Raw genomic sequence first — 23,459 nt, 5'->3', positions numbered from 1 at the left:
CAGATCATCGCAGAGATAAAACGTGACCATATCTTGAACCTTCTGAAGAACGGAAAAAGAGAAGATGGACGCAAAGTGGATGACTTCAGAGAGATCAGCGTCATCACGAACTGCATTGAAAGCGCTGACGGTTCCGCGAGAGTCAAGGTAGGAAAAACCGAGATCATTGCTGGAATCAAGATAATACCTGGAACTCCCTTCCCCGACACACCTAACATGGGTGTTCTCACAACAGGTGCAGAACTTATACCGATGGCACACGCATCCTTTGAATCTGGTCCTCCTGGTGAGGACGCTATCGAACTTGCACGTGTCGTTGACCGTGGTATCCGTGAGTCTGGCATGGTAGATGTAGAAAAACTTTGCATCGTACCAGGCGAGAAGGTCTGGATGGTATTCATCGATATGTACGCCCTCGACCATGATGGCAACCTGTTCGATGCAGCCAACCTTGCAGCCGTCTGTGCACTTAAAACAGCCATCATCCCGATGAGTCAATACGGATTCGGAGATGATACTGCACTGCCAATTACTTGCACGCCTGTCTCGATCACCGAGGCTAAAATAGGAAACGAATTAATAGTAGACCCCAATTTCGACGAAGAAGCAATCTCCACAGCCCGCCTTACCGTCACCACCGACGATAAAGGCAATTTCAGGGCCATGCAGAAAGGCGGAAAAGGATCGATCACACGTGACGAGCTGTCCCTCTGCCTTGACAGAGCCGTTGAGAAGGGTAAAGAGATAAGAAAAATCATTGGGTGAAAAAAATGTCAAAAAGAACAGCAAAAGCAGGAACCTCAGGAAGGTTCGGTGCAAGATACGGTGTCGTCGTCCGCAACAGGATAAAGACAATAGAAGCACACCAGAAACAGAAACATGAATGCCCGGTATGCCACCATATGTCTGTCCACAGGGTCAGCTCCGGTATCTGGCAATGCAGGCACTGCGAGACCAAATTCGCCGCAGGAGCCTACAGCCCCAAAACGAAAAAAGAGATCTCTCAGGTCTCTGAAAAGTGAACCGTTCGGTGATATCCAATGTACAGATGCGCCAAATGCAACGAACCTATAAGGAACGTAAACTCCCTGGGACTCCAGTGTGAGAAATGCGGTTCCAAGATCTTCTTCAAAGAGAGACCCAACGTGAAGAAGGTCCTGAAATCTGACTAAACATGTTAGATGCCACCTTGAGAATAGTCTCCGCGAAAGCGGAGACTATCACCTCATCATTAAGACCCGAGGCCGGACGCGAACTGCCCCGTACACGCATAAACGTTCACGGGAATGCCGACGAAGCAATTGTGGAGATATCCGCAACAGACACCTCGGCAATGAGAGCGGCACTGAACTCGTATCTCGAATGCATCAGGATTACAGAGGACATCGAAAAGATAACCAGGTGAATAACATGAACGGTATCAGCCCACAATTGCAGAACCAGATCACCCAATACCAACAGACTCAACAGCAACTTCAGGCCGTTTCGACCCAAAAGCTCCAAATGGAGGCCCAAAAGAAAGAAATGATAAGGACCTCTGAAGAACTTGGAAAAGCGAACGGAGATGTCTTCAAGAATGTTGGTTCTCTGCTCATCAAGATCGACGACAAGGATACTCTAAAGACCGAGATCGATGACTCCATAGAAACTATGGATATCAGGATCAAAGGTCTAGAACGCCAGGAAAAAAGCCTCCGTGAGAGATTCGAATCGCTCCAAAGCGTGATCAACGCAGCCCTTGGTCAACAGCCAGCTGCCGATGAGGAATGATCTAAAACTTTAAAGGGCCATACGGCCCGAAAACATATTTCCATTTTTCAGTCATTATAATTATAACAATCCACAGTATACCGCCGTACATAATTCAGAAGGCAAACCGATGAATGCGCTAACGATCGAGAACGTACGTAAAGTATACGGAGACAGAGAAGCCGTAAAAGGCATCAGTTTTTCAGTCGAAGAAGGAGAGATATTTGGGCTTATAGGGCCCAACGGTGCAGGAAAGACAACCACGTTGCGCATGATATGCACTCTATTGCAGATAACCTCTGGAAAGATCGAGGTCTGCGGTTATGATGTCAAAGAACAATCTGATGATGTCAGAAAAATAATCAGCTACCTTCCAGAGGATGCGGGGGCATACAAGGACCTTACCGGACGCGCATATCTGAAATTCATGGCTGGATTCTTTTCTGACGGCAAAGAATTCGAAACAATGGTCAAAAGAGGAATAGAGATCGCTGACCTTGGTGAAAGGATCGATTCTAAAGTGGATACCTATAGCAAAGGAATGATGCGCAGATTACTTATCGCAAGGGCCATCATGCCATCTCCAAAATTCGCTGTTATGGATGAGGTCACATCTGGTCTCGATGTTGTAAACGCATTCGAGATAAGAGAGATAATAAAAAAGATATCAAAAAGCGGAGTAACAGTGCTGATATCATCTCATAATATGTTCGAGGTGGAGATACTATGTCATCGTGTGGCGATGATCAACGAAGGCAAATTGGTCTTGATCGGTACACCTCAAGAACTCAAAGACAAATATAACGCCAATAACTTAGAAGAGGTCTTCGTGAAGGCGGTGACACAATGAACCATCTTCTCAATATCACAAAAAAAGAACTGAGGGAACTTCTTACTCCCAGTTCCATCATCTCAATAGTCGTTGTAATGATCATGATGTGCTCCATCGGGATCATAATAAGCGGAGAGACCGAGAACGCATCCAAGCTTTCCCCTGTGGGCGTAGTCGATGGCGACGATGGAGAATATAGTGACTACACCATAGAATACATCAAACAGTGCTATCTGAACAACGGGGTCTCTAAAGAAGATATAGACAACTACGTCATAATCTTAGAAAGCGAATACGGTGACAGTGATGCCATCGTCAAAGAGATGGCTGAAAAAGGATTGAGTTCAGCAATAGCAATTGCCCCGGACTATTCTGAAAATATATCCTCGGGAGTGTATGGTATAATTGAAAAATACTATCTGTATTCTAACGGCGGATTATTCTCATCCACCTCATCTGAGGTCAATGACCTCATATTATCATATGCTAATAACGATTTATCACTCCTTCTGTTGGAACAAGGCGGTTTTAGTGAAGCTGATGCTAAATTCTTACAGAACCCAATAGATTACTCTCAGGACTTCACAGAGATCGATGGTGTGGTCTATGAAGGCATAACACCATATGAGATCTCCACATCCCTCATGAGCCAAACCCTTATGGTCCCCCTTATAATAATGATCATAATAGTGATGATAGGGAGTATTGTCATATCTTCCATGGGTAATGAAAAGGAGAATAAGACCTTGGAGACATTGCTAACATTACCTGTCAAAAGGACCACTATCGTATCTGGAAAATTGATAGCTTCCGCGATCGTCGGACTGATATTCGGACTTGCCTACATGGTGGGGATGAATTTCTATATGACTGGCGTCACATCGACAGTAGGAGGAGTGAATCTCGCTGATTACGGTCTTTATCTCGATACCCTTGATTGGTTGTTGTTGGGCGTAATGGTATTCCTTACGATAATGTGCGCACTCGGAATGTGTATGATCCTGGGCGCCTTTGTCAAGAATTACAAGGCAGCACAGACAATGACACTGCCGATCAGCGTATTGGCCATGATCCCCATGTTCATCACGATGTTCATCGGTTGGAACTCCCTCCCTGTAGTGGGGCAGGCAGTCATGTTCCTAATACCGTTCACACATCCGATGATGGCCATGACCAATCTAATGTTTGGAGACATATGGCTTGTATTAGCGGGAATAGTCTATCTGCTGATCTTCTCGCTTGCAATGATATATCTGACGGTCCGCCTCTATAAATCAGACATTCTGTTGACAGGACTCAGTCAGACCAAATTCATGAGGACACTGAACCGTATATTTGCTAAAAAAGGAAAAAATAAAGCATAACCACGATATAAATATTAAAATCGTCATCAGGACCCCTGTAAACGCATAAACCACTGATTGGGGTTGGTGAACAACACCAGCCCCGTCAATTTTACATTCTATATATCATCAAATGTGATTGAAATGGACAGTCAAACATTAGCCTCCGCCGCAGAGAAACTGAGAAACGTGAAAAAGATCGTACTGGTCCATGGTAATGCCGATATGGATGCTATTGGGTCAGCATATGCTGTATCGAGATGCTTTCCACCTGCAGATGTTTATGCTCCCGGAGGAGTTGACCGTGTTGCCAAAATGGTAGCAGAAAAATTAGAAATGAAAATATTGGATGAATGTAATCTTGAAGACTATGAATTAGTTGTCGTCGTTGATACATCCTCTCCGGAACAATTCAAACCTGGATCGGTCGAGGTCCCTCCCGGCAGTGTGATCATTGATCACCACATGCCGACCGGAAAATGGAAGGACATGCATTTCTATTGTGATAATTCAAAGGTCTCGTGTTGCGAATTGATCAAGGACCTTTTAGAAAATGAGAACATAGAGATCAACAAGAACGTCACACTGGCACTCCTCGGCGGAATGCTAACAGATAGCGGACATTTTCAATTTGCAGATCCTAAACTACTTCATGCCTTCGCAGAACTTCTTGAAAGGTCCGACACTGCCATGGACGAGGCAATGAATCTCACACGTTCAACTATGACCATGTCAGAAAGGATCGCCGTTATGAAGACCATAGAACGCAGTAAATTCGACCGTATAGGCGATATGATCGTGGCTATTTCTATCGGAAGTAGCTTTGAGGCTTCCGCATGCAGAGCAATAATCTCCGCCGGAGCAGATATCGCATTCGTATGCTCCCAGAGAGATACTGAATTCCGTTTGAGTGCGAGGGCGACACAGGAAATGGTCCGCAGAGGCATACATCTGGGGAACATACTCGGTGACCTAAGCATAGAGACCGATACGGATGGAGGAGGTCACGGAGGAGCTGCAGGACTATCAGGAACAGGAGATGCAGACGCAATGCTTCACATGTGTTTGATGAAAACCATGGATGAATTCAGAAAGATAAAGGCCAGTATGTCAACAGACAATACTGGCATTGAATGAATTTAACGAAGTTTGGTCTGACCCTCGAATATGATCTTCATAGACTCGTAATTCTCGGAATGCACTGTGAAATACTCACGAACCGGTGTGAGTATCTTCCCAAGATTCTCTGCGGCACCATTCTTGAGATCAAGAGGGAATAATTTACCAGAATAGTATGCTTCTGATAACTCACCATAATTGGAAAATGACAGGTTGCCTCCGAACTTCTCGGGACGCGTGATATCCATCTTCCCCAAACGTGGGAAAATGATGTATTTACACAAGAGAAGAACAGGATTCTCGTCTTCTTTCTCCTTTTCCGGAGGGCAGAAGGCCTTTTTCATTTTTACCTTTATGAACTCATCGTCATCGTGTATGGTGATATTGGAATTAGGCTTGCTCTTCGACATCTTTGCAGCAGCGGGATCCATCCTGTTACCGCCGTCCAATCCAGGCAAGAGCGGTGTGTGAAGCGCCAAAGGCTTCGTCCAACCTACCTTTTCAGCAACATCCCTGGCAAGCATGTGTATCCTTCTTTGGTCCATTCCTGCATATGCCATGTCCACATTCAGGTAGAAGATGTCCGCAGTCTGCATCAATGGGTACAGGACCTTTGAAGAATCGACTTCCGCTTCATCCTCAGAACGACCCATTATCGTCATGGCCCTCTTTATCCTGGCCATAGAATTTGCCTTTCCTATCTTTATGACGTACTCCCAGTACTTAGGATCGCTGATTATGTCGCTGGCGTATTTGAATTCGACCTTATCTCTTGGCACTCCGAGGGCGATGAAACAATCCTCCATGTACCTGGCACATTGTCTTATGTTCTCTAAGTTCCCCGCAAGTTTATCGTTTATGTAAGCGTGCCAATCTGCCCAGAAAATTATCACTCTGAAACCAGCATCACATAGGTCCTTGATCTTCTGTGTGACCATGACCCACCCCAGATGAACAAGACCAGACGGCTCGAACCCTATATAGGCTGTAGGATATTCCTTGGTCGCAAAAAGAGTCCTTAATTCCTCTTCGTTCACAAGTTCTTCCGAATTCCTGATTACAAGGTTTATCCTCTGATCCATATCCATACTGATCGATGTCGTTATGGATGCCATTTTATAAAAAGGGTACAGATTTATGCACAGGTAACATAACTGTAAACGCCCGCCTATTAAGTGACAAAAAAGACTCGTGATATGTGGACCCAGGAATAATAATTCTAATCGTGATCATGAGCGTTCTGGGATCTCTAGCAGGAACGTTCACCGGACTCGTGCCTGGAATACATGTCAACACACTTGCATCGGTGATGCTCATCGCATATCCCTCGATCTCGACCGTCATCTCTGGTTTTGCCGATCCTTCCTGGGTACCGATACTTGTCTCTGCATTCATCATGTCCGCATCAGTGGTACATTCGTTCGTGGATTTTGTTCCTTCTATATTCACAGGTGCTCCAGACCCAGATGAGACATTGAGTATTCTTCCGGGACACAGACTTCTAATGGCCGGGCAGGGTATGGCAGCGGTAAGATCGGCTGCAATAGGAAGCGCGATCGGTGCAGGTTTTGCATTGCTCCTTTCCATACCAATTCAATATCTCATGCTGAATGGACTTGCGGATGATCTTGATACAATAACCTTCTCCGTACTAATGCTGGCACTAGCGGTCATGATCATAAATGAAAAAGAGCACAAACTGTGGGCCGTCATTCTAATTATCGTATCGGGGTGCCTTGGATTTCAATGCATGTATGGAAATTTTCCCTGTTCTGGAATACTTGGTGAGGGCACCCTGCTGTTCCCCCTCCTGTCAGGATTGTTCGGTATACCTGCCCTTCTTATGTCTACAAGGACCGCGAGGATGCCTATTCAAAGGGACACATTGACAGATCCGGTCGGACCACTACCTGGTATAAAGGGCGTATTGATGGGATGTGTCGCCGGATGGTATCCTGGCATTACCTCCACAGCAGGGGCATCACTTGCATCCACGGTGACCCCTGAAAATGACCCGGCCAAATTCATATCGATGGTGGCCTCGATAGGAACGGTAACTGCAATTTTCTCTATTGTGACACTTTCTGTATCGGGAAGCGGAAGGTCTGGAACAGTATTGGTAATAAAAGAGATCATCGGTGACAGCATATTCGGATTCTGTTCAGAAGCATTCCTGCTTTTACTGTTGAGCACCGCTGTAGCAACCGTTATGGGATATTGGATCACAATAGAATCGGGCAAGATCATGAGCAGAATTGCGAACAGATTCGATCTGCTGGTACTTAACAAATTCATTATTGTTCTGATGGTAGTTCTTGTATTTTTGCTGACCGGCCCTTTCGGACTTGCATTCCTTTTTATCGCCACAATAGTAGGCTTCATACCAATAATCACAGGAACAGGAAGGATCCCGCTCACAGGATGTCTCATATTGCCAGTTCTGATATCTGAGACGGGAATGTCAGATGCATTACTATCACTGTTGGGTTAATGAAAATATTCATTCTAATTTTGACTGTGTCCTCATCATGAACTTGTCTGACCTGACAATGAATCTCTCATGAAAGCCAGTACCTATCTCTCCTTTGGAATCGAATACGTCCACCTTGAATCTGAGTCTCGATCTGTCTATCTCGATCAGTTCTGTCCTACAGTTTATGGCCATCCCAATAGGTGATGCGGATGTGTGCTTTACGTCCAATAATGTACCAACAGTGGTCTCTCCCTCTTGTAATTCATTCACTACACTATCGGCAGCTGTTTCCTCGATCAATAAGATCATTGCTGGAGTGGCATATACTTGTAAAGTTCCACTTCCACATGCTTTCGCGGTGTTTTCTTCGGTCACCATTGAACTTCTTTGATTTACGATACCCGTCGACACCATGGAAAAACGATGCTCTTCAGACCTATAAGCGTATCGTGCATGTACGCAAGATTAAATCGAATGTAGTACATTGGTGGAAACGATGGGACTAGATAATGATCTTTATTCTGAGCTTTGCGATTTGAGGGATCGCCTTCGCAGAGAAAATACCTACTCTAATGGTAGAGAACCCCCCATCTGTGATGACGATGCGTTAAATGAGATGGCTTTACGCATACCCACAAAACTCGAAGATTTTCAGGCTATTGTCGGCATAGGTCCAAAATTCGTTGAAATCTACGGTGATGAATTCCTAAGCATCACAAAAAAATATGCTATAACTGCAGCCAAAGGAAGCTGTATGGACAAGGATGTTGTCCAGACCTTAAGAGATCTTCAGAAGAAACTGATAAACATCAGTAGGGCGAATCGTCTTCTTTTCCAACCGAAGACGACCAAAAAGCTATCATTCGACCTCATAAAGATTCAAAACCAAGATTACATGGGACTTTTGTTCGGAAAAAAACGTGTACTCAAACTATGTGACACCGCCAGAGGAAAAGAGGACGCCCAGATATACAAGGACCTAAACGAGATCATAAGGGAGGTCAACAGGGACCAAAGGGAAAGAGGACAATACGACCTCTATATTGCATATCCCTTCGCAGAAGGAAAACTACCTGGAGACGAATTCGACATACGTTGCCCGCTTGCACTATTTCCTGTAATATTGGAAAAAGATGCCAGGTCCATATCCCTCTCCTTTGATTCGTCAAGAGACCCAGTATACAACAACTCACTAGTAACCGCTTTCGTCAAATTCAGTGGAAAGAACCGCCCTCTTCCAAATAACGTTATCGATGACTACACGGCAGAATCATTCATTTCCAATCTTATCCAATTCTATGCGGATCAGAAGATACCTATCAACTGCGTATACGGCCTACCCACCGAATTCGTCGAGTACAAGACTGGAGAATTCCCGAAATACGGTCCTGGCGAGATCCATATGGTCCAGAATATGGTACTTGGAAAATATCCCACATATTCCAACAGCATCCAAAAGGATTTTGATGACCTCATTTCCAAAGGCGAGATCAATGAGATCTTATGCGACCTTGTTGCAGACCTTAACCTAAGCGACTATCTATCTGAGCTACCCCACCCGTTGTCAGCGGAGGACATAAAGAGCAGGGGGATGGAAACCTCAGAGGTCAATATCACTTACATAAACTCCCTGAACAGTGCACAAGAGAATGTACTGACGGCCATAAACAAAGATGACAGATTGGTCGTACAAGGCCCTCCAGGTACAGGAAAATCACAGGTCATCACAGGACTGATAACCTCTGCGATCACAGAAGGAAAAACGGTCCTGATGGTTTCTGAAAAGAAGACGGCATTGGATGTTGTCTATTCAAGACTGGGCAATCTCTCCAAATATTGTCTGATGATCGATGATGTGTGTGACAAAGAAGATTTCTATATGCAATTGGGCCATATGTTGGAGACTAAGAATTGCAAATCGGGAACGGATCTCAAAGAACTATCCGAAAGCATCGACCAAGATGTCGATATGCTTTCCAACATCGCCAATGCAATATACACTCCGTGTGAATTCGGAATAGCGCCTTACAAATTATACTCCATGGATAAGTGGCTCGACCTGACGGACAAAAGACAATTGGACGAATACAGGACGATCAAGAACAACGTATCTTCAAAGATTTTGGGCTTGAAATATCCGGTCGTGAAAGAACTGACCAGAGAATATCATGACCCTACTCTGATGACCAACTTCAAAGAGTACTGTGATTGCATCGATAAGACGCCATGGCTTACATTGATGAAACCCAATCTTTCTGAATACAATGTCGGAGAGATGAAGGCCGACCTATTGGATCTTGAAGGCCAGATCAAAGATCTCAACAGTAAAGGTTTCATGTCAAGACTTTTCTCGAAGGGAAAGGTCAACCGTGAGACCACACTCATGCTGGACAAATACTTTGTAAATTACAATGAACAGACCATCAATACGTTCATGAATGATCCCAAGAGCATCATCGACAGGTTGAATGATTATGACCTGTACTCTGCAAGGGCGACAGTATACAATAAATTGAACGAGGACGAACGCATCTACGGACACAATCTCCTCGCTATGTCTAAAGAGATGAAGGTCTCCTTCGAAGAAAGCAACGACCAGATGTACAAATACATCTTAAATACCCATCTTCAGGAATTCGATGCCGCGAACAAGATGATACTTCAAGAGATTCAAGATTTCGATAGCATAATTGCGAATATCGATAGAAAGATCGAACAGAAGAAGATCTTGACCCGTGACAAGGTAGAAGAAGTGCTCCAAGAGAACCTCAGATACATAACTGAATCCAAGAGACGCGGAGACATTAACAGAATTATAGAGAACAAACGCAAATGGTCCCTCAACAAATTCATAAATCGCTACGGATACGAACTTTTCAAAGGAGTGAAGGTCTGGCTGCTGACACCTGAAGTGGTATCGGAAATAATACCGCTGGAGATGGGCGTGTTCGACCTTCTGATATTCGACGAAGCCTCCCAGATGTACGTGGAAAAGGGAATACCTTCCATATACAGGGCAAAGAAGGTCGTCATTGCCGGGGACAACAAACAGCTTCGTCCCTCGAATCTCGGTACTGGGCGTATCGATTTCGAAAGCGATGACGATAACAGTGAGGACGATGAGGTCTCCGCGGCACTTGAAGAAGAGTCCTTGCTCGACCTTGCAAGGTCCCGTTACGACAACATACTCCTGAATTTCCATTATAGATCGAAATACGAAGAACTCATTGCGTTCTCCAATTATGCATTCTACGGCGGTAAGCTATACGTTTCACCTAATGTGGTCCAGCCTGAAAAGCCCCCGATAGAGGCCCATAAGGTCAATGGCGTATGGGAGAACAAGGCCAATATGGCCGAGGCCCAAAAGGTCCTGGAACTACTCAAGGACTTTTTCATGACCAGAAAAGAGAACGAGACCATAGGGATAATAACCTTCAACGTTTCTCAAAGGGACCTCATCAATGACCTTATCGATGAGGAATCATCCAAAGACCAGGTATTCGGGAAGACCGTTAACGATGAGGCTCGCCGTTTCGACAACGGAGAAGATGTGGGCCTGTTCATAAAGAACATCGAAAGCGTCCAAGGCGATGAAAGAGATGTCATAATGTTCTCCATAGGATATGCAAAGAACAAGGATGGAAAACTTATGCAGAGATTCGGTTGGTTGAACAACCGCGGAGGAGAAAACCGTCTCAACGTTGCGATAAGCCGTGCAAAGAAAAAGATACACATCGTCACTTCCTTCGACCCTGAAGAACTTCAGATAGATGACTCCAAGAATGATGGCCCGAAGATACTGAAGAAATACCTACAGTATGCCTGGGCGGTCAACAACGGACAAAAGGACCTCGCAATAAGCATACTCAACTCTTTTGGCAACGAAAGATGGGAATCAGATAAGATAATACACGATGACTCGACGGTCCTGGACCGCATATATAACACTCTTGTCAGGAAAGGCTACACGGTCGAAAGGAACATTGGTATCGGAGGATACCAGATAGACCTTGCGATAAAACAGGATGGCAAATTCATATTGGGCGTGGAATGCGACAGCCACATCTATGAGATGTCCACCACAACAAGGGAAAGGGACTATCACAGACAGAAATATCTTGAATCCAGAGGATGGCACATACACAGGGTCTGGACCCCTGGAATGTGGAAGAACTCAGAAGAAGAGATCAACAAGATAGTCAGGGCGATAGAACACAAAGCTTGATCAATTGACCAACCTGGCATTCTTCACACGAAGGGTGCCATTGTTCTTTTTCCATTCCACTTCAGAAGAAACTATCTCAAGAGGGAACTTGTGCATCGGAGAATCGAGGGTCAGGGATTCATACTCCCCACCCTCACCGATCACGCTTATGCCGTACTTCTCACGTATCTTTTTCAATTCCTCTACTGCCTCAGAATTTATCAAACGGCCTAACCAAGATTCATCCAGACCTTCAGCATAGCAACCTACAATTATCGCTTTGATACCGGAATCGATCATTTCGCGAAGTATCATTTCCTGGTCCTTTCTCCAGAGCGGTGTGATGACCTTTAATCCGAGATCCCCACACACCATGTTCATACGGTCCCATTGATAATCTGACCATACTGCACCGGTCACGACACCTTCGATGTCCAATCCTTCCAACGCATTCCTTAATCCTTCCATGTCGCCTTGCTCCGTACCAGTACTTCTTGCTGTTACAAGCTCCACTTCCATAGATTCTGCCATCAATGGTACCACATTCAGATTCGGAGTGTGAAATATCCAGGATGCCTCATCGTCTGGAATTATATTCACGATGTATGGGATATCATGTCCCATCTGCTTTGCAAGATACATGGAGAACGTTGAGTCCTTTCCTCCTGAATACAGAGCTGCCAAACGCATACTGCTATGAGTGCACAATAATAATTTAACCTTTTACAACGGTGACACCCAATATGCGTATGGAAGAGATGACAAGGGATGACTTCAAAGAAACTATCAAAAACGATCCGGTCGTCATTATTCCTTGGGGAGCATGTGAGGCACATGGGCCGCATCTCCCCTTGAGTGCGGATTCTATACAGCCGATATTCATCGCTGACAAGATCGCCAATAGACTGGAGAATGTCCTTATCGCACCAACAGTGAACTATGCTTTGCATTCAAGTACAAAAAACATGCCTGGAACATTATGTGTATCATTCGACACCGTCAGATCCATTGCATACGACCTTGTGATATCCCTGCACGAACAAGGCATCAATAAGATAATGATAATCGCCGGACATGCTGGAAGCGGACATCTAGCAGCAATATCAGAAGGATGCAAAAAAGCTGTCAAAGAGACGAACGTACAAGTGATATTCTTTTCGGACTGGTACATTTCCGAAGGATTCGATATAGCTACATATCTGAAACATGACGGGCATGCTGGATGCATAGAAACTTCGAGATTGATGGCCATCCGTCCTGATCTGGTAAAAAACACTAAGATACCTACAGGACAATTCGAACAGACATACCTGATACTCAAAGACGGCAGCAAATGCTTCCCCCAAGGTTACCAAGGAGATGTTTCCAGAGCATCGCCCGAGTTTGGAAAAATGATAAACGATTATATCATAGAAACAGTAATCGGGATGATCCAAAATGACTTCTGCCGAAACCGCGAACCTCAAGAAAATCGTTGCTGAAAAAGCCGTAAATGACTATGTCAAAGATGGTATGATCGTCGGTCTAGGAACTGGTTCCACAGCATATTATGCAATAAAAAGAGTGGGGGAACTGGTCGCAAAAGGATACAAGCTTACATGTGTGGCAACCTCACACCAGACCGAGGAGCTCGCCAAAGAATGCGGAATAAATATCGTGCCCCTATGCGACGTGGACCATGTGGATGTGACCATCGATGGAGCGGATGAGGTCGACCCGAATCTGCAACTCATCAAAGGGTTGGGCGGCGCCCTGCTCAGAGAAAAGATAGTCGCGGCCGCTACCGTGACCGAAGTGATCATCGTCGATGAATCCAAACTTGTTGAGAAACTTGGAAGCAAATGCTCACTTCCTGTAGAAGTGATCCCTTATGGACATAACCGTACCGCTTATGCTCTGGAAAAACAAGGATGCAAACCTGTTCTCAGAATGAAGGACGGGAAGATCTTCAAAACAGATGGAGGGAACTATGTGTACGACTGCAAGTTCAACGATATCCCAAGCCCGTTCTTCCTCGAATCCCGTATCGATGTAATACCAGGGGTCGTAGAGAACGGATTGTTCCTCAACACTGCCGTGTTCGTATTGGTCTCCCATCCCGACGGCAGCATAACCAAGATGGAAAGATGATTTGTACTTAATTCGCGCACTATAAAAAGGTAGGGAAAATAGAGTACAGTTTTTATATAACCTCATTATTAGCAACGATTCATACTTCAGGTGATATATATGAAGATGCCCAGAACGATCAAAACATATTGTCCTTACTGCAAGACCCACACCGCACACAGTGTGGAGAGGGTCAAGAAGAAGAAGGCAAGCGAGCTCAAATGGGGTCAGAGGAGATTCAGAGCCGTAACAGCTGGTTACGGAGGTTTCCCCAGGCCTAAACCAGAAGGAAGAGAGAAACCCACAAAGAGGGTAAACATAAGATACAGATGCGAGACCTGCAAGAAAGCACATCTCACCTCATGTATAAGAGCGAAGAAATTCGAGCTCACGGAGTGATTTTCATGGTTAACGATTTCATCAAGGTCAAATGTCCCGATTGCGGGAACGAACAAATTGTCTTCAGAAAAGCAGCAACAAAAGTTACCTGCCACGTCTGCAACTCTGTACTCGTAACACCAAAAGGCGGTGTCGGCGAGATCAGAGGCGAAGTGACTGAGGTTGTCGGCTGATGTCAAGAGCCAAAGGCTTTCCCGAGAACGGAGAACTGGTCGTTTGCACTGTTAAAAGTGTGAAGAACTTCGGTGCCTTCGTTACACTGGACGAGTACGACGAAAAGGAAGGTTTCGTCCATGTCAGGGATGTTGCTACTGGCTGGGTAAAGTACATCAGAGACTTCATCAGAGAAGGTCAGAAGATCGTCTGTAAAGTTCTGGGCGTAGATTCACAAAAAGGTCATATCGACCTTTCCTTAAAATCCGTTAACGAGCACCAGAAGAGAGAAAAGATACAGCAATGGAAGAATGAAAAGAAGGCTGAGAAGCTCATGGAGATCGTCGCAGAGAGGATGTCCATTAGTATCGATGACACCTATGATCTTTTCGGGAACGAATTGCTGGAAGCTTACGAGACGCTTTACAGCGCTTTCGAGCACGTAGTTGCTTCTCCCGAGGAATTCAAAGAAGAATTCACCGGAACCTGGTTGGATATTTTCATAGAGGTCGCGAAAGAGAACGTGACCCCACCGTTCGTACAGATAGACGGTGTCCTAGAAATGACGTCAGCTGCACCTGATGGCGTAGAGCATATCAAAACAGCTCTCATGGCCGGACTTGCTGCAGCGGACGGTATGAACGTGGAGATCACCTGTGTGGGTTCGCCCAGATACAGAGTGGTTGTCGTAGCCACCGAATACAAAGAAGCAGAAGACGTCATGAAAAAGGTCGCTAACGAAGCAATCAAATCATTGACCTCCACAGGCGGTACGGCCGCTCTCAAACGCGAGAGCAAGTGATATGAGATCCAATCTCAAAAAATGTACCAAATGCGGGAGATACACCCTTAAGTCTGTTTGTCCTGTATGCCTTTCAGAAACCATTTGTCCGGTGCCGATGAAATTCTCACCAGATGATAATTATGGAAGCTACAGGAGAACAGCAATAAAACAGGAGTATGGGGAAAATGGCAAGTATCATAAGATATGATTCCAAACCTATACTCAAAGACCCTTTTTTTATCGAAGCACTTCCCGGCATAGGCAACGTTGGGAAGGTTGCAGGTGATTTTATAGCTGATACCACCAAAGCAAAGAAATTTGCCACCATATTCGCCGAAGATTTCCCGCCACAGGTCATATTGGACGATCAATGCGTCATCAGCATGGCTTGCAACGAACTTTGGTACTCCAACATAAACGGCAGGGACACCATATTCCTCAGAGGAGACCATCAGGGCTCTACGCCGGAAGGACAATTCTATCTTGCACAAAGCGTTATGGACATCCTAATGGAAATGGGGGTCACCAGGATCATCACACTGGGAGGATACGGTACGGGCGCTATGGTCGACGAACCCCGTGTATTGGGCGCAGTATCCAAAGCCGACATAAAACCTGAGTTCGCTGAATACGGCGTCGTGTTCTCACCTAACGATCCTCAGGCAGGCATCATCGGGGCTGCAGGACTCCTCATAGGATTCGGAAAGATGTACAGCATAGACTCGATCTGCTTGATGAGTGAGACCTCGGGATTCTTTGTGGATCATAAGGCCGCCAAGGCCATTGTAGAGATACTTATGAAGATGCTGAACGTGGAGTTCGACCTTCAGGACCTCCAAGAGAAGACCGAACAGATAAATGCCCTTACGGCAAAGGTGAAAGAGGTCGAGGCGCAGATCAAGCACGAGGACCTTAATTACATCGGTTGAACTGATTAAGGGTCTGTCTTTTTATTAACACAACGTCCGTCTGGATTACATTTAGAATGCCGATTTCAAATAAAGTTCTTAACTAATATACACTATATTAGCAACATTTGTATCAAACACACACAAAAAACAGAATGCTGATGATTTGAATCAGTGACTATGCAAGCTAGTAGCCATTAATTTTAAATAGAGTTGCCATAATCATGTCTCGTCCCCACTTAGCTCAGACTGGCTAGAGCGGCTGACTGTAGAGTGTTCTCGGAGAGATCCGATACAGCCGCTGAAATCAGCAGGTCCCCTGTTCAAATCAGGGAGTGGGGACCACCTATATTTTCAAATTGTACATATTAACGACATTAGGTACTGTTTTTTGTCTTGTTTTTTAACGATTTTGCTCAGAAATATGTAATATATAAACGCAAAAATAGATATTTTATTACATCAATAAAAAAAGTCTGGCATGCTATAACAATTAGACCGATATTATTAAAATCCTTTATTAATAAAGAAACTAGATCATACATTTATTTAAGAGAGAATAAAATTAAATAAAAATATCTGGATTATATGCAATAAGATCCAAAAAAGAATAAAATTATGTTTAAAAAGAAGCAATAATATGTAACATCATTAATGAATTAAATCTTGATTTACTTACTATAACAAAAAAATATAACGATTTTTTACACCGATTTGATAAAGAATATTGTTCTATTTCAACAAATTAAAACAAATAAAGCTTAACACATTTAACGTCTTAATTCGATCCAATGAACAGAGAAAAAAAAATTTAATTCTCAATTAATCAAAAATCAGTAAACATATAAATCATATGATCATGATTTAAACCTAATTGAATATATTAAAATAACGTACCAGAAAAGTATTAATACGGACGTTAAACAGATACAATATTACTATTAAAAGAGGTGAAACTTATGGTAGCAGTTGTCAAGAAAGACGAGAAAAAGGCAGAGCCCGCAAAGAAAGCAGAGCCCGCAAAGCCCGCAAAGAAGAAATGATTTGGGCCTTTGCCCGAGCATGTAAAACGTCTTAATTTTCTCTTCTTTTATTTTTGTTCTCTCGATGTTACGTCTTACCCGATTAACAAAAAGCATTCTACCGTCAAATTCATATCCAGACTAAGATATTATCCTCCATGCCTGAAAACTCGGACTACATTACATCTGCGGGATATTTGATTCTCGGCATATTGATGCTCACTTTAGCAAGTTTTTGCCTATTACCTTCTTCTATATCCGTGAATACTGTACAATCTTTCAGAGTCTACGGGGGAGCCGCTATGTTAATCATAGGTATCCTCATGTTCTGTCTCAAAAAAGAAGACTCCACTCCTGCACTTTTCATGATCAACGGACTCCTATTCCTCATAGCCGCCGGAGTAACATTGACCTCGAACAGAGACATAACTCTGATCATACTTGCTGTGGGGTACCTCATTCTCGCAACTGTCATGTTCCTATCCAATAATAGATCGTTATTGGTATCTCTGCTATTGGTCTTCATAGCATTCAATCTGATAAGCAGATTCATATTTGGTACAGCAGACGACGGGACATGCCTTGCGGGAGGGATATTCTGTATACTAAGCACAATATTGTCATTATACATCGGTTTCTCATTTGCGAGCGAAAGAGTTAAACTACCAATGATCTAAACATATCTACATTGTTCAACTATCCAATGCTCACTGGTCGAAGATGGAACCACGAGAGTGAAACATTCGCAATCTTAATGAGCAAGAAATCTAATTGAACGTTCATGACAAGGACCGTATGGGACCGTTTGAAGGATAACGAATGGGTTGGAGTATACGACGAGGACTTCCCAGAGTATTTCAAAGGTATCCAAAGATGCAGCAGGATGCTGATGGAATACAACACATCCTTCAAAGACAGAGATGGCATGAGGGAATTGTTGTCAAAGATCGTCGGATATGAGGTCGATGAAAATACCATCATCCTTGCTCCGTTCCATTGCGACCTTGGATTCAACATCAAATTAGGAAAATCAGTGCTAGTCAATTATAAATGCACTTTCCTGGACACGGCGACGATCTCAATAGGAGACCATACAATGATCGGCCCTGGATGTCAACTTGTTACAGCCACTCATCCAAAGGACCCTATCGAACGCCGGGACATGAGGGTTGCAGGAAAACCGATAACCGTTGGCAACGATGTATGGTTCGGAGCAGGTGTGACCGTGGTTCCGGGCGTGACGATAGGTGATGGTTCCATAATCGGCGCAGGCTCCGTCGTCACCAAGGACGTGCCTACAAACTCCGTATATGCAGGTAATCCCGCTGTATCGATAAAGAGATGATCAAAGGTCCGTGCTGAAAATGTAAAAGGGGTATTCCTTTCCTTCCCGACCCTGTTCGATCACGATGGATGCCCTTTGCACATATCCCATATGACTGTAGACCTCCACATCGCAGAACCAATCTGTGAACAGGAACATCCTTCTGCATTTTCTTGAACGCAGATAATCGAGAAGATCTGCGAGAAGTCTGTGACCTATTCCCTTTCCCTTCTTTTCTGGATGTATTATGAACATTACCAATTCGCAATCAAAATCATAACCGTCGCACATTCTCAAAAGGGCCTCATCCGCTTCGTATATCGCCCGCATATCCTTCATTAGAAGCCGGGTCTCGATCGATCCGTCCATCTTTTTCATATCTGCATCCATCGTCCTTTGATATTCGGATGCTTTCTCCACGAGATCGCCCCTGACGCCACCCATGATGTATCCTGCGACCTCTCCGTCGATCTCAGCTATACGGATGTAAACACTGCGGACCATGAGACTCATAAGATACGATTCATCGAGGAGGCGCTCCTGCTCCGGAGTGACTTCATATTCGTGGAGGTCCCAAGTAAGACGCACGATCTCCACCATGGACGGTATATCGCTTTTTTTGAATTCCCTGAATCTCAGTTCCATCGATAGAACACGAACGTAATATGATATAAACGATTCCTTGGAGCTAAATTATTTATTGATCGATATGGAAACGTTGGATCAATCTTTGATGCCTGCCATTTGACCTACGATCATCCTCAAGCTATCGCAGAATTCCTGAGCTGTAACCTCCGGTCTCTGACTTGTACCGACTATCACATCTGCCGTTGCATTAACTAAGCCGTCAAGCATTTCCCCGGGAGAAGACTCCTTTGACATTTTGGACATGATGTCCAATATTTCCCTGTATATCCTATCAGAATTATCGCTGTTCATTTTTCTCCACAAATAGATAGGTTTTCCGTGTCTATTAAATAGATTGGACCCGGATGTATAATGCGGTTGGACCTCCGGCCATTTGGATGTGATAACATGACTGATGACAAAACTAACAAACTGACCACAGAGGTCGGTTCACCTGTGACCAACAACCAAAATTCAGCTACCGCAGGGCCCAGAGGGCCACTCGTCATGCAAGACCTGTGGTTAGTAGAGAAATTAGCACATTTCGATAGGGAAGTGATCCCTGAACGCAGAATGCATGCAAAAGGCAGCGGAGCATTCGGTACTTTTACCGCAACACATGATGTCTCGAAATACACCAAAGCAAAGGTTTTTGAAAATGGAAAGAAGACCGAAGTTTTCGTCAGATTCTCCACCGTTGCAGGAGAACGCGGTGCAGCGGATGCTGAAAGGGACATTCGTGGATTTGCAATGAAATATTACACTGAAGAGGGAAACTGGGACCTTGTAGGTAACAATACGCCTGTATTCTTCATAAGAGATGCCCATCACTTCTCAGACCTGAATCATGTCGTAAAACGCGATCCCCGGACCAATATGCATTCTGCGGAAAGCAATTGGGATTTCTGGTCTTCCCTCCCTGAGGCCTTACATCAGGTCACGATAGTGATGTCCGACCGTGGAATACCTGCATCTTTCAGACATATGCATGGATTCGGAAGCCACACCTACAGCCTTATCAACAAGGATAATGAACGTTTTTGGGTAAAATTCCACTTTAAGACACAACAGGGTATTAAGAACATAACAAATGAGGAAGCAGCAGAGATCATCGGTAAGGACAGAGAAAGTAATCAAAGGGACCTTTACGAAGCGATAGAAAGAAAGGAATTCCCTCGTTGGACCCTGTACTTCCAGATCATGACCGAAGAACAAGCCAATTGTTACAGGGAGAACCCATTCGATATAACAAAGGTGTGGAAACATAAAGAATTCCCTATGATGGAGGTCGGTGTCCTTGAACTCAATAGAAATCCAGAGAATTACTTTGCAGAAGTAGAACAAGCCGCGTTCAACCCGGCGCACCTGGTACCTGGAATAGGACTATCCCCTGACAAACTGTTGCAAGGAAGATTGTTCTCATACGGTGACGCGCAGAGATATCGCCTTGGAGTGAATCACAATCAGATCCCAGTTAACAAAGCCAAATGTCCCGTCAATTCATACCATCGCGACGGACAAATGCGTGTTGATGGAAATTATGGTTCCACAAAAGGATATGAACCGAACAGTTTTGGTCTGTGGAAGGAACAACCTGAATACGAAGAACCTCAGATGAACCTTACAGGCATCATTGGAAAATATGAACCGAAAGACGATGTGACTGACGATTGCTTCTACCAACCCGGAGATCTTTATAGACTCATGAGTCCTGAACAAAGAACTGTACTGATCAACAATACAGCGACAGATATGAAATCGGTATCGAAAAGCATAAAATACCGTCATGCCGCACACTGTTATCTCGCAGATCACGAGTACGGACTAGGTTTGGCACATGCTATGGATCTGAACATAGAAAGAGTCAAAGAACTCTCCAAATTGGATAATAAGTCACTTCTGGAGTCGACAAAGCCCTGAGATTCGGTAACGTACCGAATATCAAGTGTTGCTGATTTATAACCAATACTTCGATTTCAGTACCATGAGTTTCCAGGACATAAAATCGTCCAAAACCGCGTTCAGGCTTTTAATTGCCGCATCTTACATTGCATGCTTGATCGTTATCGGAACCATAATGTTCAGTCTAGTGGAAGGTCTCACATACGGCAATTCTTTCTATTTCACCGTACAGACCCTTTTCAGCATTGGCTACGGGGATGTATGCCCTGTGACCAACACGGGTAAGATCCTAACAACACTCTTCATAATATTCGGTATAACTGGATTCCTCGCGTCGGTCTCGATCGTTGGTACCTGGATCCTCAAAAAATATTCCCGTCGGAACAGAACACTGAATGCCCTTAAAAAAGCAGGAGAAAAAAGACGGCAAGATGCACTATACAGATGGGCTGATAAAAATAATGTACAAAGGGAGATCATTGACGAGATACTGAAAAAGACGATGATGGAGGAAGATGGAAAATGATATCCGACGTCATCCATCAGATATTGGCCGCGTCTTTGATAATATGCGCCGTAATAGTATTCGGTACTGTCATGTATTCCCACATAGAAGGATGGTCCTCAGTCGATTCTGTATATTTTGTGGTCACATCCGCTTTCACTGTAGGATATGGCGATATCACCGTATCTCCTGATCATCGTATACTCACAGGCGTTTTCCTGATCTGTGTGTGTACATTGACCCTTGCAAGTTCATCGGTCATCGGCAAAGGACTGATCCAGATAATACAAGATAGAGCCGCATTCAAAAAAGAAAAACGTATCACAATAAGCATCGGACGCAAAGTAGAGAAACTTCGTGGAGAAGGCGTTAAGATCAGCGACGAAGATATTGCAGATATAAAATCGGAACTTAACAAGATCACCGAAGAACTAAAAGACAGACTGGCCTCTGATAAGGATCTGTAAAGTTACATAATCTATTTATTCCAACAAGACAAGACTATATTCATGGACCTCATCGGATTAGTCCTGGAAAATCTATTATTTTTGATATTGATAATAGACGTCGTACTGATATTCATATTGCTTTTCTGGGAAAACAGCGATCCGAAATCCATGTTGCTCTGGGTCATCATACTCCTCCTATTGCCAATTTTGGGTTTTATTCTCTATCTGTTCTTAGGTCAGACATTTTATTCAGAGAAGACCTTCAAAAAGAAGGCCAAGACCGACAGTGATCAGGAAGATGAAGTAGGAAAGAAAGTTAATCAAGAGATCGAAAAGATGATAGAGACGGAGTTGTCCGATCATCCTGAGAACAAAGATAAGCTTAGAATCGTCAAGACCTTGCACAGTGCCGGTTCAGAATTATATAGCAACTGCAACAAGATAGAATATCTGCCTGAAAGTCAGGAATATTTTGAAAAATTATTGGATGATCTCAGCAAAGCAGAGAAAACCATCAATTTCGAATACTATATAGTCAGGAATGATGAGATCTCCAACAAACTCATGGATATTCTGATAGATCGCGTCAAAACAGGCGTAGATGTCAGATTGATGATCGATGCCGTTGGTAATAACAAAGGTCCGAAAAAGAAGATAATGGAATTCAAGAAAGCAGGCGGGCACTACTCTCTGTTCCACAGCACCCTAACATGCCTACTAAGTCCCAGAAAGAATAATAGGAACCATCGCAAGATAGCAGTTATAGATTGCAAGATAGCGTATGTCGGCGGGTATAACATCGGTGACGAATATCTTGGAAAGGGCCCTCTGGGATTTTGGAGAGATTCGGCGGTAAGGATCGTCGGACCAGAAGTATTGGCAACGCAATTCAGATTCTTGGCCGATTGGAGATACGCGACCAAAGAGGATATCGTCCTAGATCCCAGGTTCTATCCAAAGGACATAAAAGACATAGACCTCACCGGACACGAGAGCCTTCAATTGATCTCCGGTGGTCCAGACGTAAGGTCTTCTAATCCTATCCAAATACAATATCTTAATATAATCAACTGTGCCAGGCAAACATTGTACATCCACACCCCGTACCTTGAACCCGATTCAACATTAATGGATTCTATACGTAATTCAGCACATTCCGGTGTTGATGTGAGGATCATAATACCGCATGTCGGAGACCATCTGTTCGTATATTGGGCCAACCGTTATTACGCCAACATACTGATGAAATCGGGTGTGAAGATCTACGAGTACAATCGCGGATTCGTACACTCGAAAACAATGGTCGCTGACGGATTCTACTGCACAGTGGGATCTGCCAATCTTGATGAGAGAAGCGTCCTGCTCAATTTCGAAACGAATATGATGATCTATTCAAAAGAAATAGGAAAAAAGATGGAGGATGCCTTCATTGATGATCTGAATTATTGTTCTGAATACACAATGAAGATGTATTCTAAAAGAACAAAATTACAAAAATTCAACACCAGCATCTCCAAGATGTTCAGCGGTCAACTATAATGTGCCAGAGTCTATAAG

General features: G+C 44.0%; 28 protein-coding genes and 1 tRNA gene. 24 read left to right on the top strand and 5 right to left on the bottom strand.

What is annotated here, in order from left to right:
• Positions 1-3: 3 nt before the first annotated feature.
• The 8 genes from KRP56_01555 (at position 4) to KRP56_01520 (ending at position 5,061) form a co-directional block, all read left to right on the top strand.
• Positions 4-765: an exosome complex protein Rrp42 gene (locus KRP56_01555; GenBank protein ID UAL08419.1), complete on the top strand. Its 762-nt coding sequence runs from the start codon at positions 4-6 to the stop codon at positions 763-765.
• 5 nt (positions 766-770) lie between these two features.
• A complete protein-coding gene (locus KRP56_01550) occupies positions 771-1,022 on the top strand; it encodes a 50S ribosomal protein L37ae (GenBank protein ID UAL07970.1) in 252 nt (83 codons plus the stop codon).
• A gap of 18 nt (positions 1,023-1,040) precedes the next feature.
• Positions 1,041-1,172, top strand: a complete 132-nt coding sequence (locus tag KRP56_01545) for a DNA-directed RNA polymerase subunit P (protein ID UAL07969.1) — start codon at positions 1,041-1,043, stop codon at positions 1,170-1,172.
• A 2-nt stretch (positions 1,173-1,174) separates the two neighbouring features.
• Positions 1,175-1,405, top strand: coding sequence for a hypothetical protein (locus KRP56_01540; GenBank protein UAL07968.1), 231 nt, complete (start codon positions 1,175-1,177; stop codon positions 1,403-1,405).
• A gap of 5 nt (positions 1,406-1,410) precedes the next feature.
• Positions 1,411-1,770 carry a prefoldin subunit beta gene (locus KRP56_01535; protein ID UAL07967.1) on the top strand — a complete coding sequence of 120 codons (360 nt, stop codon included), beginning with the start codon at positions 1,411-1,413 and terminating at the stop codon, positions 1,768-1,770.
• Between the two features lie 109 nt (positions 1,771-1,879).
• Positions 1,880-2,599 (top strand): ABC transporter ATP-binding protein, encoded by a 720-nt coding sequence (locus KRP56_01530; protein UAL07966.1) that lies wholly within the window; start codon positions 1,880-1,882, stop codon positions 2,597-2,599.
• Entirely contained in the window at positions 2,596-3,945 is a 1,350-nt protein-coding gene (locus tag KRP56_01525) for an ABC transporter permease (GenBank protein ID UAL07965.1), read from the top strand. Before KRP56_01530 ends, KRP56_01525 begins: the two co-directional genes overlap by 4 nt.
• Before the next feature lie 123 nt (positions 3,946-4,068).
• Positions 4,069-5,061 carry a DHH family phosphoesterase gene (locus KRP56_01520; protein UAL07964.1) on the top strand — a complete coding sequence of 331 codons (993 nt, stop codon included), beginning with the start codon at positions 4,069-4,071 and terminating at the stop codon, positions 5,059-5,061.
• A 2-nt stretch (positions 5,062-5,063) separates the two neighbouring features.
• Here the strand turns inward: KRP56_01520 and KRP56_01515 are convergent, their stop codons facing one another.
• Positions 5,064-6,131 (bottom strand): tyrosine--tRNA ligase, encoded by a 1,068-nt coding sequence (locus tag KRP56_01515; GenBank protein ID UAL08418.1) that lies wholly within the window; start codon positions 6,129-6,131, stop codon positions 5,064-5,066.
• A 143-nt stretch (positions 6,132-6,274) separates the two neighbouring features.
• On the opposite strand from KRP56_01515, the gene KRP56_01510 reads away from it, so the two are divergent.
• Entirely contained in the window at positions 6,275-7,534 is a 1,260-nt protein-coding gene (locus KRP56_01510; GenBank protein UAL07963.1) for a tripartite tricarboxylate transporter permease, read from the top strand.
• A gap of 9 nt (positions 7,535-7,543) precedes the next feature.
• On the opposite strand, the gene KRP56_01505 is transcribed toward KRP56_01510, so the two are convergent.
• Positions 7,544-7,930, bottom strand: a complete 387-nt coding sequence (locus KRP56_01505) for a thioesterase family protein (protein ID UAL07962.1) — start codon at positions 7,928-7,930, stop codon at positions 7,544-7,546.
• A gap of 82 nt (positions 7,931-8,012) precedes the next feature.
• On the opposite strand from KRP56_01505, the gene KRP56_01500 reads away from it, so the two are divergent.
• A complete protein-coding gene (locus KRP56_01500) occupies positions 8,013-11,741 on the top strand; it encodes an HRDC domain-containing protein (protein ID UAL07961.1) in 3,729 nt (1,242 codons plus the stop codon).
• Here KRP56_01500 and KRP56_01495 read toward each other — a convergent pair whose 3' ends face one another.
• Complete coding sequence (locus tag KRP56_01495) at positions 11,742-12,410, bottom strand: diphthine--ammonia ligase (GenBank protein UAL07960.1); 669 nt, start codon at positions 12,408-12,410, stop codon at positions 11,742-11,744.
• Positions 12,411-12,469: 59 nt separating this feature from the next.
• Between KRP56_01495 and KRP56_01490 the strand changes: the two genes are divergently transcribed.
• The 10 genes from KRP56_01490 to KRP56_01445 all read left to right on the top strand — a co-directional run bounded on the left by KRP56_01490 (position 12,470) and on the right by KRP56_01445 (position 18,440).
• On the top strand, positions 12,470-13,201 hold the full coding sequence (locus KRP56_01490) for a creatininase family protein (protein UAL07959.1): 732 nt from the start codon (positions 12,470-12,472) through the stop codon (positions 13,199-13,201).
• The gene (rpiA, locus tag KRP56_01485) at positions 13,158-13,850 is read left to right on the top strand and encodes a ribose-5-phosphate isomerase RpiA (protein ID UAL07958.1); all 693 of its coding nucleotides are present in this window, start codon (positions 13,158-13,160) and stop codon (positions 13,848-13,850) included. The genes KRP56_01490 and rpiA overlap by 44 nt, the downstream gene beginning before the upstream one ends.
• 99 nt (positions 13,851-13,949) lie before the next feature.
• The gene (locus tag KRP56_01480; GenBank protein ID UAL07957.1) at positions 13,950-14,228 is read left to right on the top strand and encodes a 50S ribosomal protein L44e; all 279 of its coding nucleotides are present in this window, start codon (positions 13,950-13,952) and stop codon (positions 14,226-14,228) included.
• A gap of 5 nt (positions 14,229-14,233) precedes the next feature.
• The gene (locus tag KRP56_01475; protein UAL07956.1) at positions 14,234-14,401 is read left to right on the top strand and encodes a 30S ribosomal protein S27e; all 168 of its coding nucleotides are present in this window, start codon (positions 14,234-14,236) and stop codon (positions 14,399-14,401) included.
• On the top strand, positions 14,401-15,183 hold the full coding sequence (locus KRP56_01470; GenBank protein ID UAL07955.1) for a translation initiation factor IF-2 subunit alpha: 783 nt from the start codon (positions 14,401-14,403) through the stop codon (positions 15,181-15,183). Before KRP56_01475 ends, KRP56_01470 begins: the two co-directional genes overlap by 1 nt.
• A 1-nt stretch (position 15,184) precedes the next feature.
• Positions 15,185-15,373, top strand: coding sequence for an RNA-protein complex protein Nop10 (locus KRP56_01465; GenBank protein UAL07954.1), 189 nt, complete (start codon positions 15,185-15,187; stop codon positions 15,371-15,373).
• Positions 15,351-16,094 (top strand): proteasome assembly chaperone family protein, encoded by a 744-nt coding sequence (locus tag KRP56_01460; GenBank protein ID UAL07953.1) that lies wholly within the window; start codon positions 15,351-15,353, stop codon positions 16,092-16,094. Before KRP56_01465 ends, KRP56_01460 begins: the two co-directional genes overlap by 23 nt.
• Before the next feature lie 212 nt (positions 16,095-16,306).
• Positions 16,307-16,418: transfer RNA gene (locus KRP56_01455), tRNA-Tyr, on the top strand.
• An 835-nt stretch (positions 16,419-17,253) separates the two neighbouring features.
• Entirely contained in the window at positions 17,254-17,772 is a 519-nt protein-coding gene (locus KRP56_01450) for a hypothetical protein (GenBank protein UAL07952.1), read from the top strand.
• Between the two features lie 206 nt (positions 17,773-17,978).
• Positions 17,979-18,440: a sugar O-acetyltransferase gene (locus tag KRP56_01445; GenBank protein ID UAL08417.1), complete on the top strand. Its 462-nt coding sequence runs from the start codon at positions 17,979-17,981 to the stop codon at positions 18,438-18,440.
• On the opposite strand, the gene KRP56_01440 is transcribed toward KRP56_01445, so the two are convergent.
• Positions 18,441-19,064, bottom strand: a complete 624-nt coding sequence (locus tag KRP56_01440; GenBank protein ID UAL07951.1) for a GNAT family N-acetyltransferase — start codon at positions 19,062-19,064, stop codon at positions 18,441-18,443.
• Between the two features lie 78 nt (positions 19,065-19,142).
• Positions 19,143-19,358 carry a hypothetical protein gene (locus KRP56_01435; protein ID UAL07950.1) on the bottom strand — a complete coding sequence of 72 codons (216 nt, stop codon included), beginning with the start codon at positions 19,356-19,358 and terminating at the stop codon, positions 19,143-19,145.
• Positions 19,359-19,454: 96 nt separating this feature from the next.
• Here KRP56_01435 and KRP56_01430 point away from each other — a divergent pair, with 96 nt between their 5' ends.
• The 4 genes from KRP56_01430 (at position 19,455) to cls (ending at position 23,441) form a co-directional block, all read left to right on the top strand.
• Complete coding sequence (locus KRP56_01430) at positions 19,455-20,966, top strand: catalase (GenBank protein ID UAL07949.1); 1,512 nt, start codon at positions 19,455-19,457, stop codon at positions 20,964-20,966.
• Positions 20,967-21,030: 64 nt separating this feature from the next.
• Positions 21,031-21,474, top strand: coding sequence for a potassium channel family protein (locus tag KRP56_01425; GenBank protein ID UAL07948.1), 444 nt, complete (start codon positions 21,031-21,033; stop codon positions 21,472-21,474).
• A complete protein-coding gene (locus KRP56_01420; GenBank protein ID UAL07947.1) occupies positions 21,471-21,920 on the top strand; it encodes a potassium channel family protein in 450 nt (149 codons plus the stop codon). The genes KRP56_01425 and KRP56_01420 overlap by 4 nt, the downstream gene beginning before the upstream one ends.
• A 42-nt stretch (positions 21,921-21,962) precedes the next feature.
• Positions 21,963-23,441 carry a cardiolipin synthase gene (cls, locus tag KRP56_01415; protein UAL07946.1) on the top strand — a complete coding sequence of 493 codons (1,479 nt, stop codon included), beginning with the start codon at positions 21,963-21,965 and terminating at the stop codon, positions 23,439-23,441.
• Positions 23,442-23,459: the final 18 nt, after the last annotated feature.

This window comes from Candidatus Methanogranum gryphiswaldense (assembly GCA_019262145.1).
In the GTDB taxonomy this organism is placed as follows: Archaea; Thermoplasmatota; Thermoplasmata; order Methanomassiliicoccales; family Methanomethylophilaceae; genus Methanogranum; species Methanogranum gryphiswaldense.
Note: the sequence above shows the minus strand (reverse complement) of the source record. Positions and strands in the feature narration are given on the sequence as shown.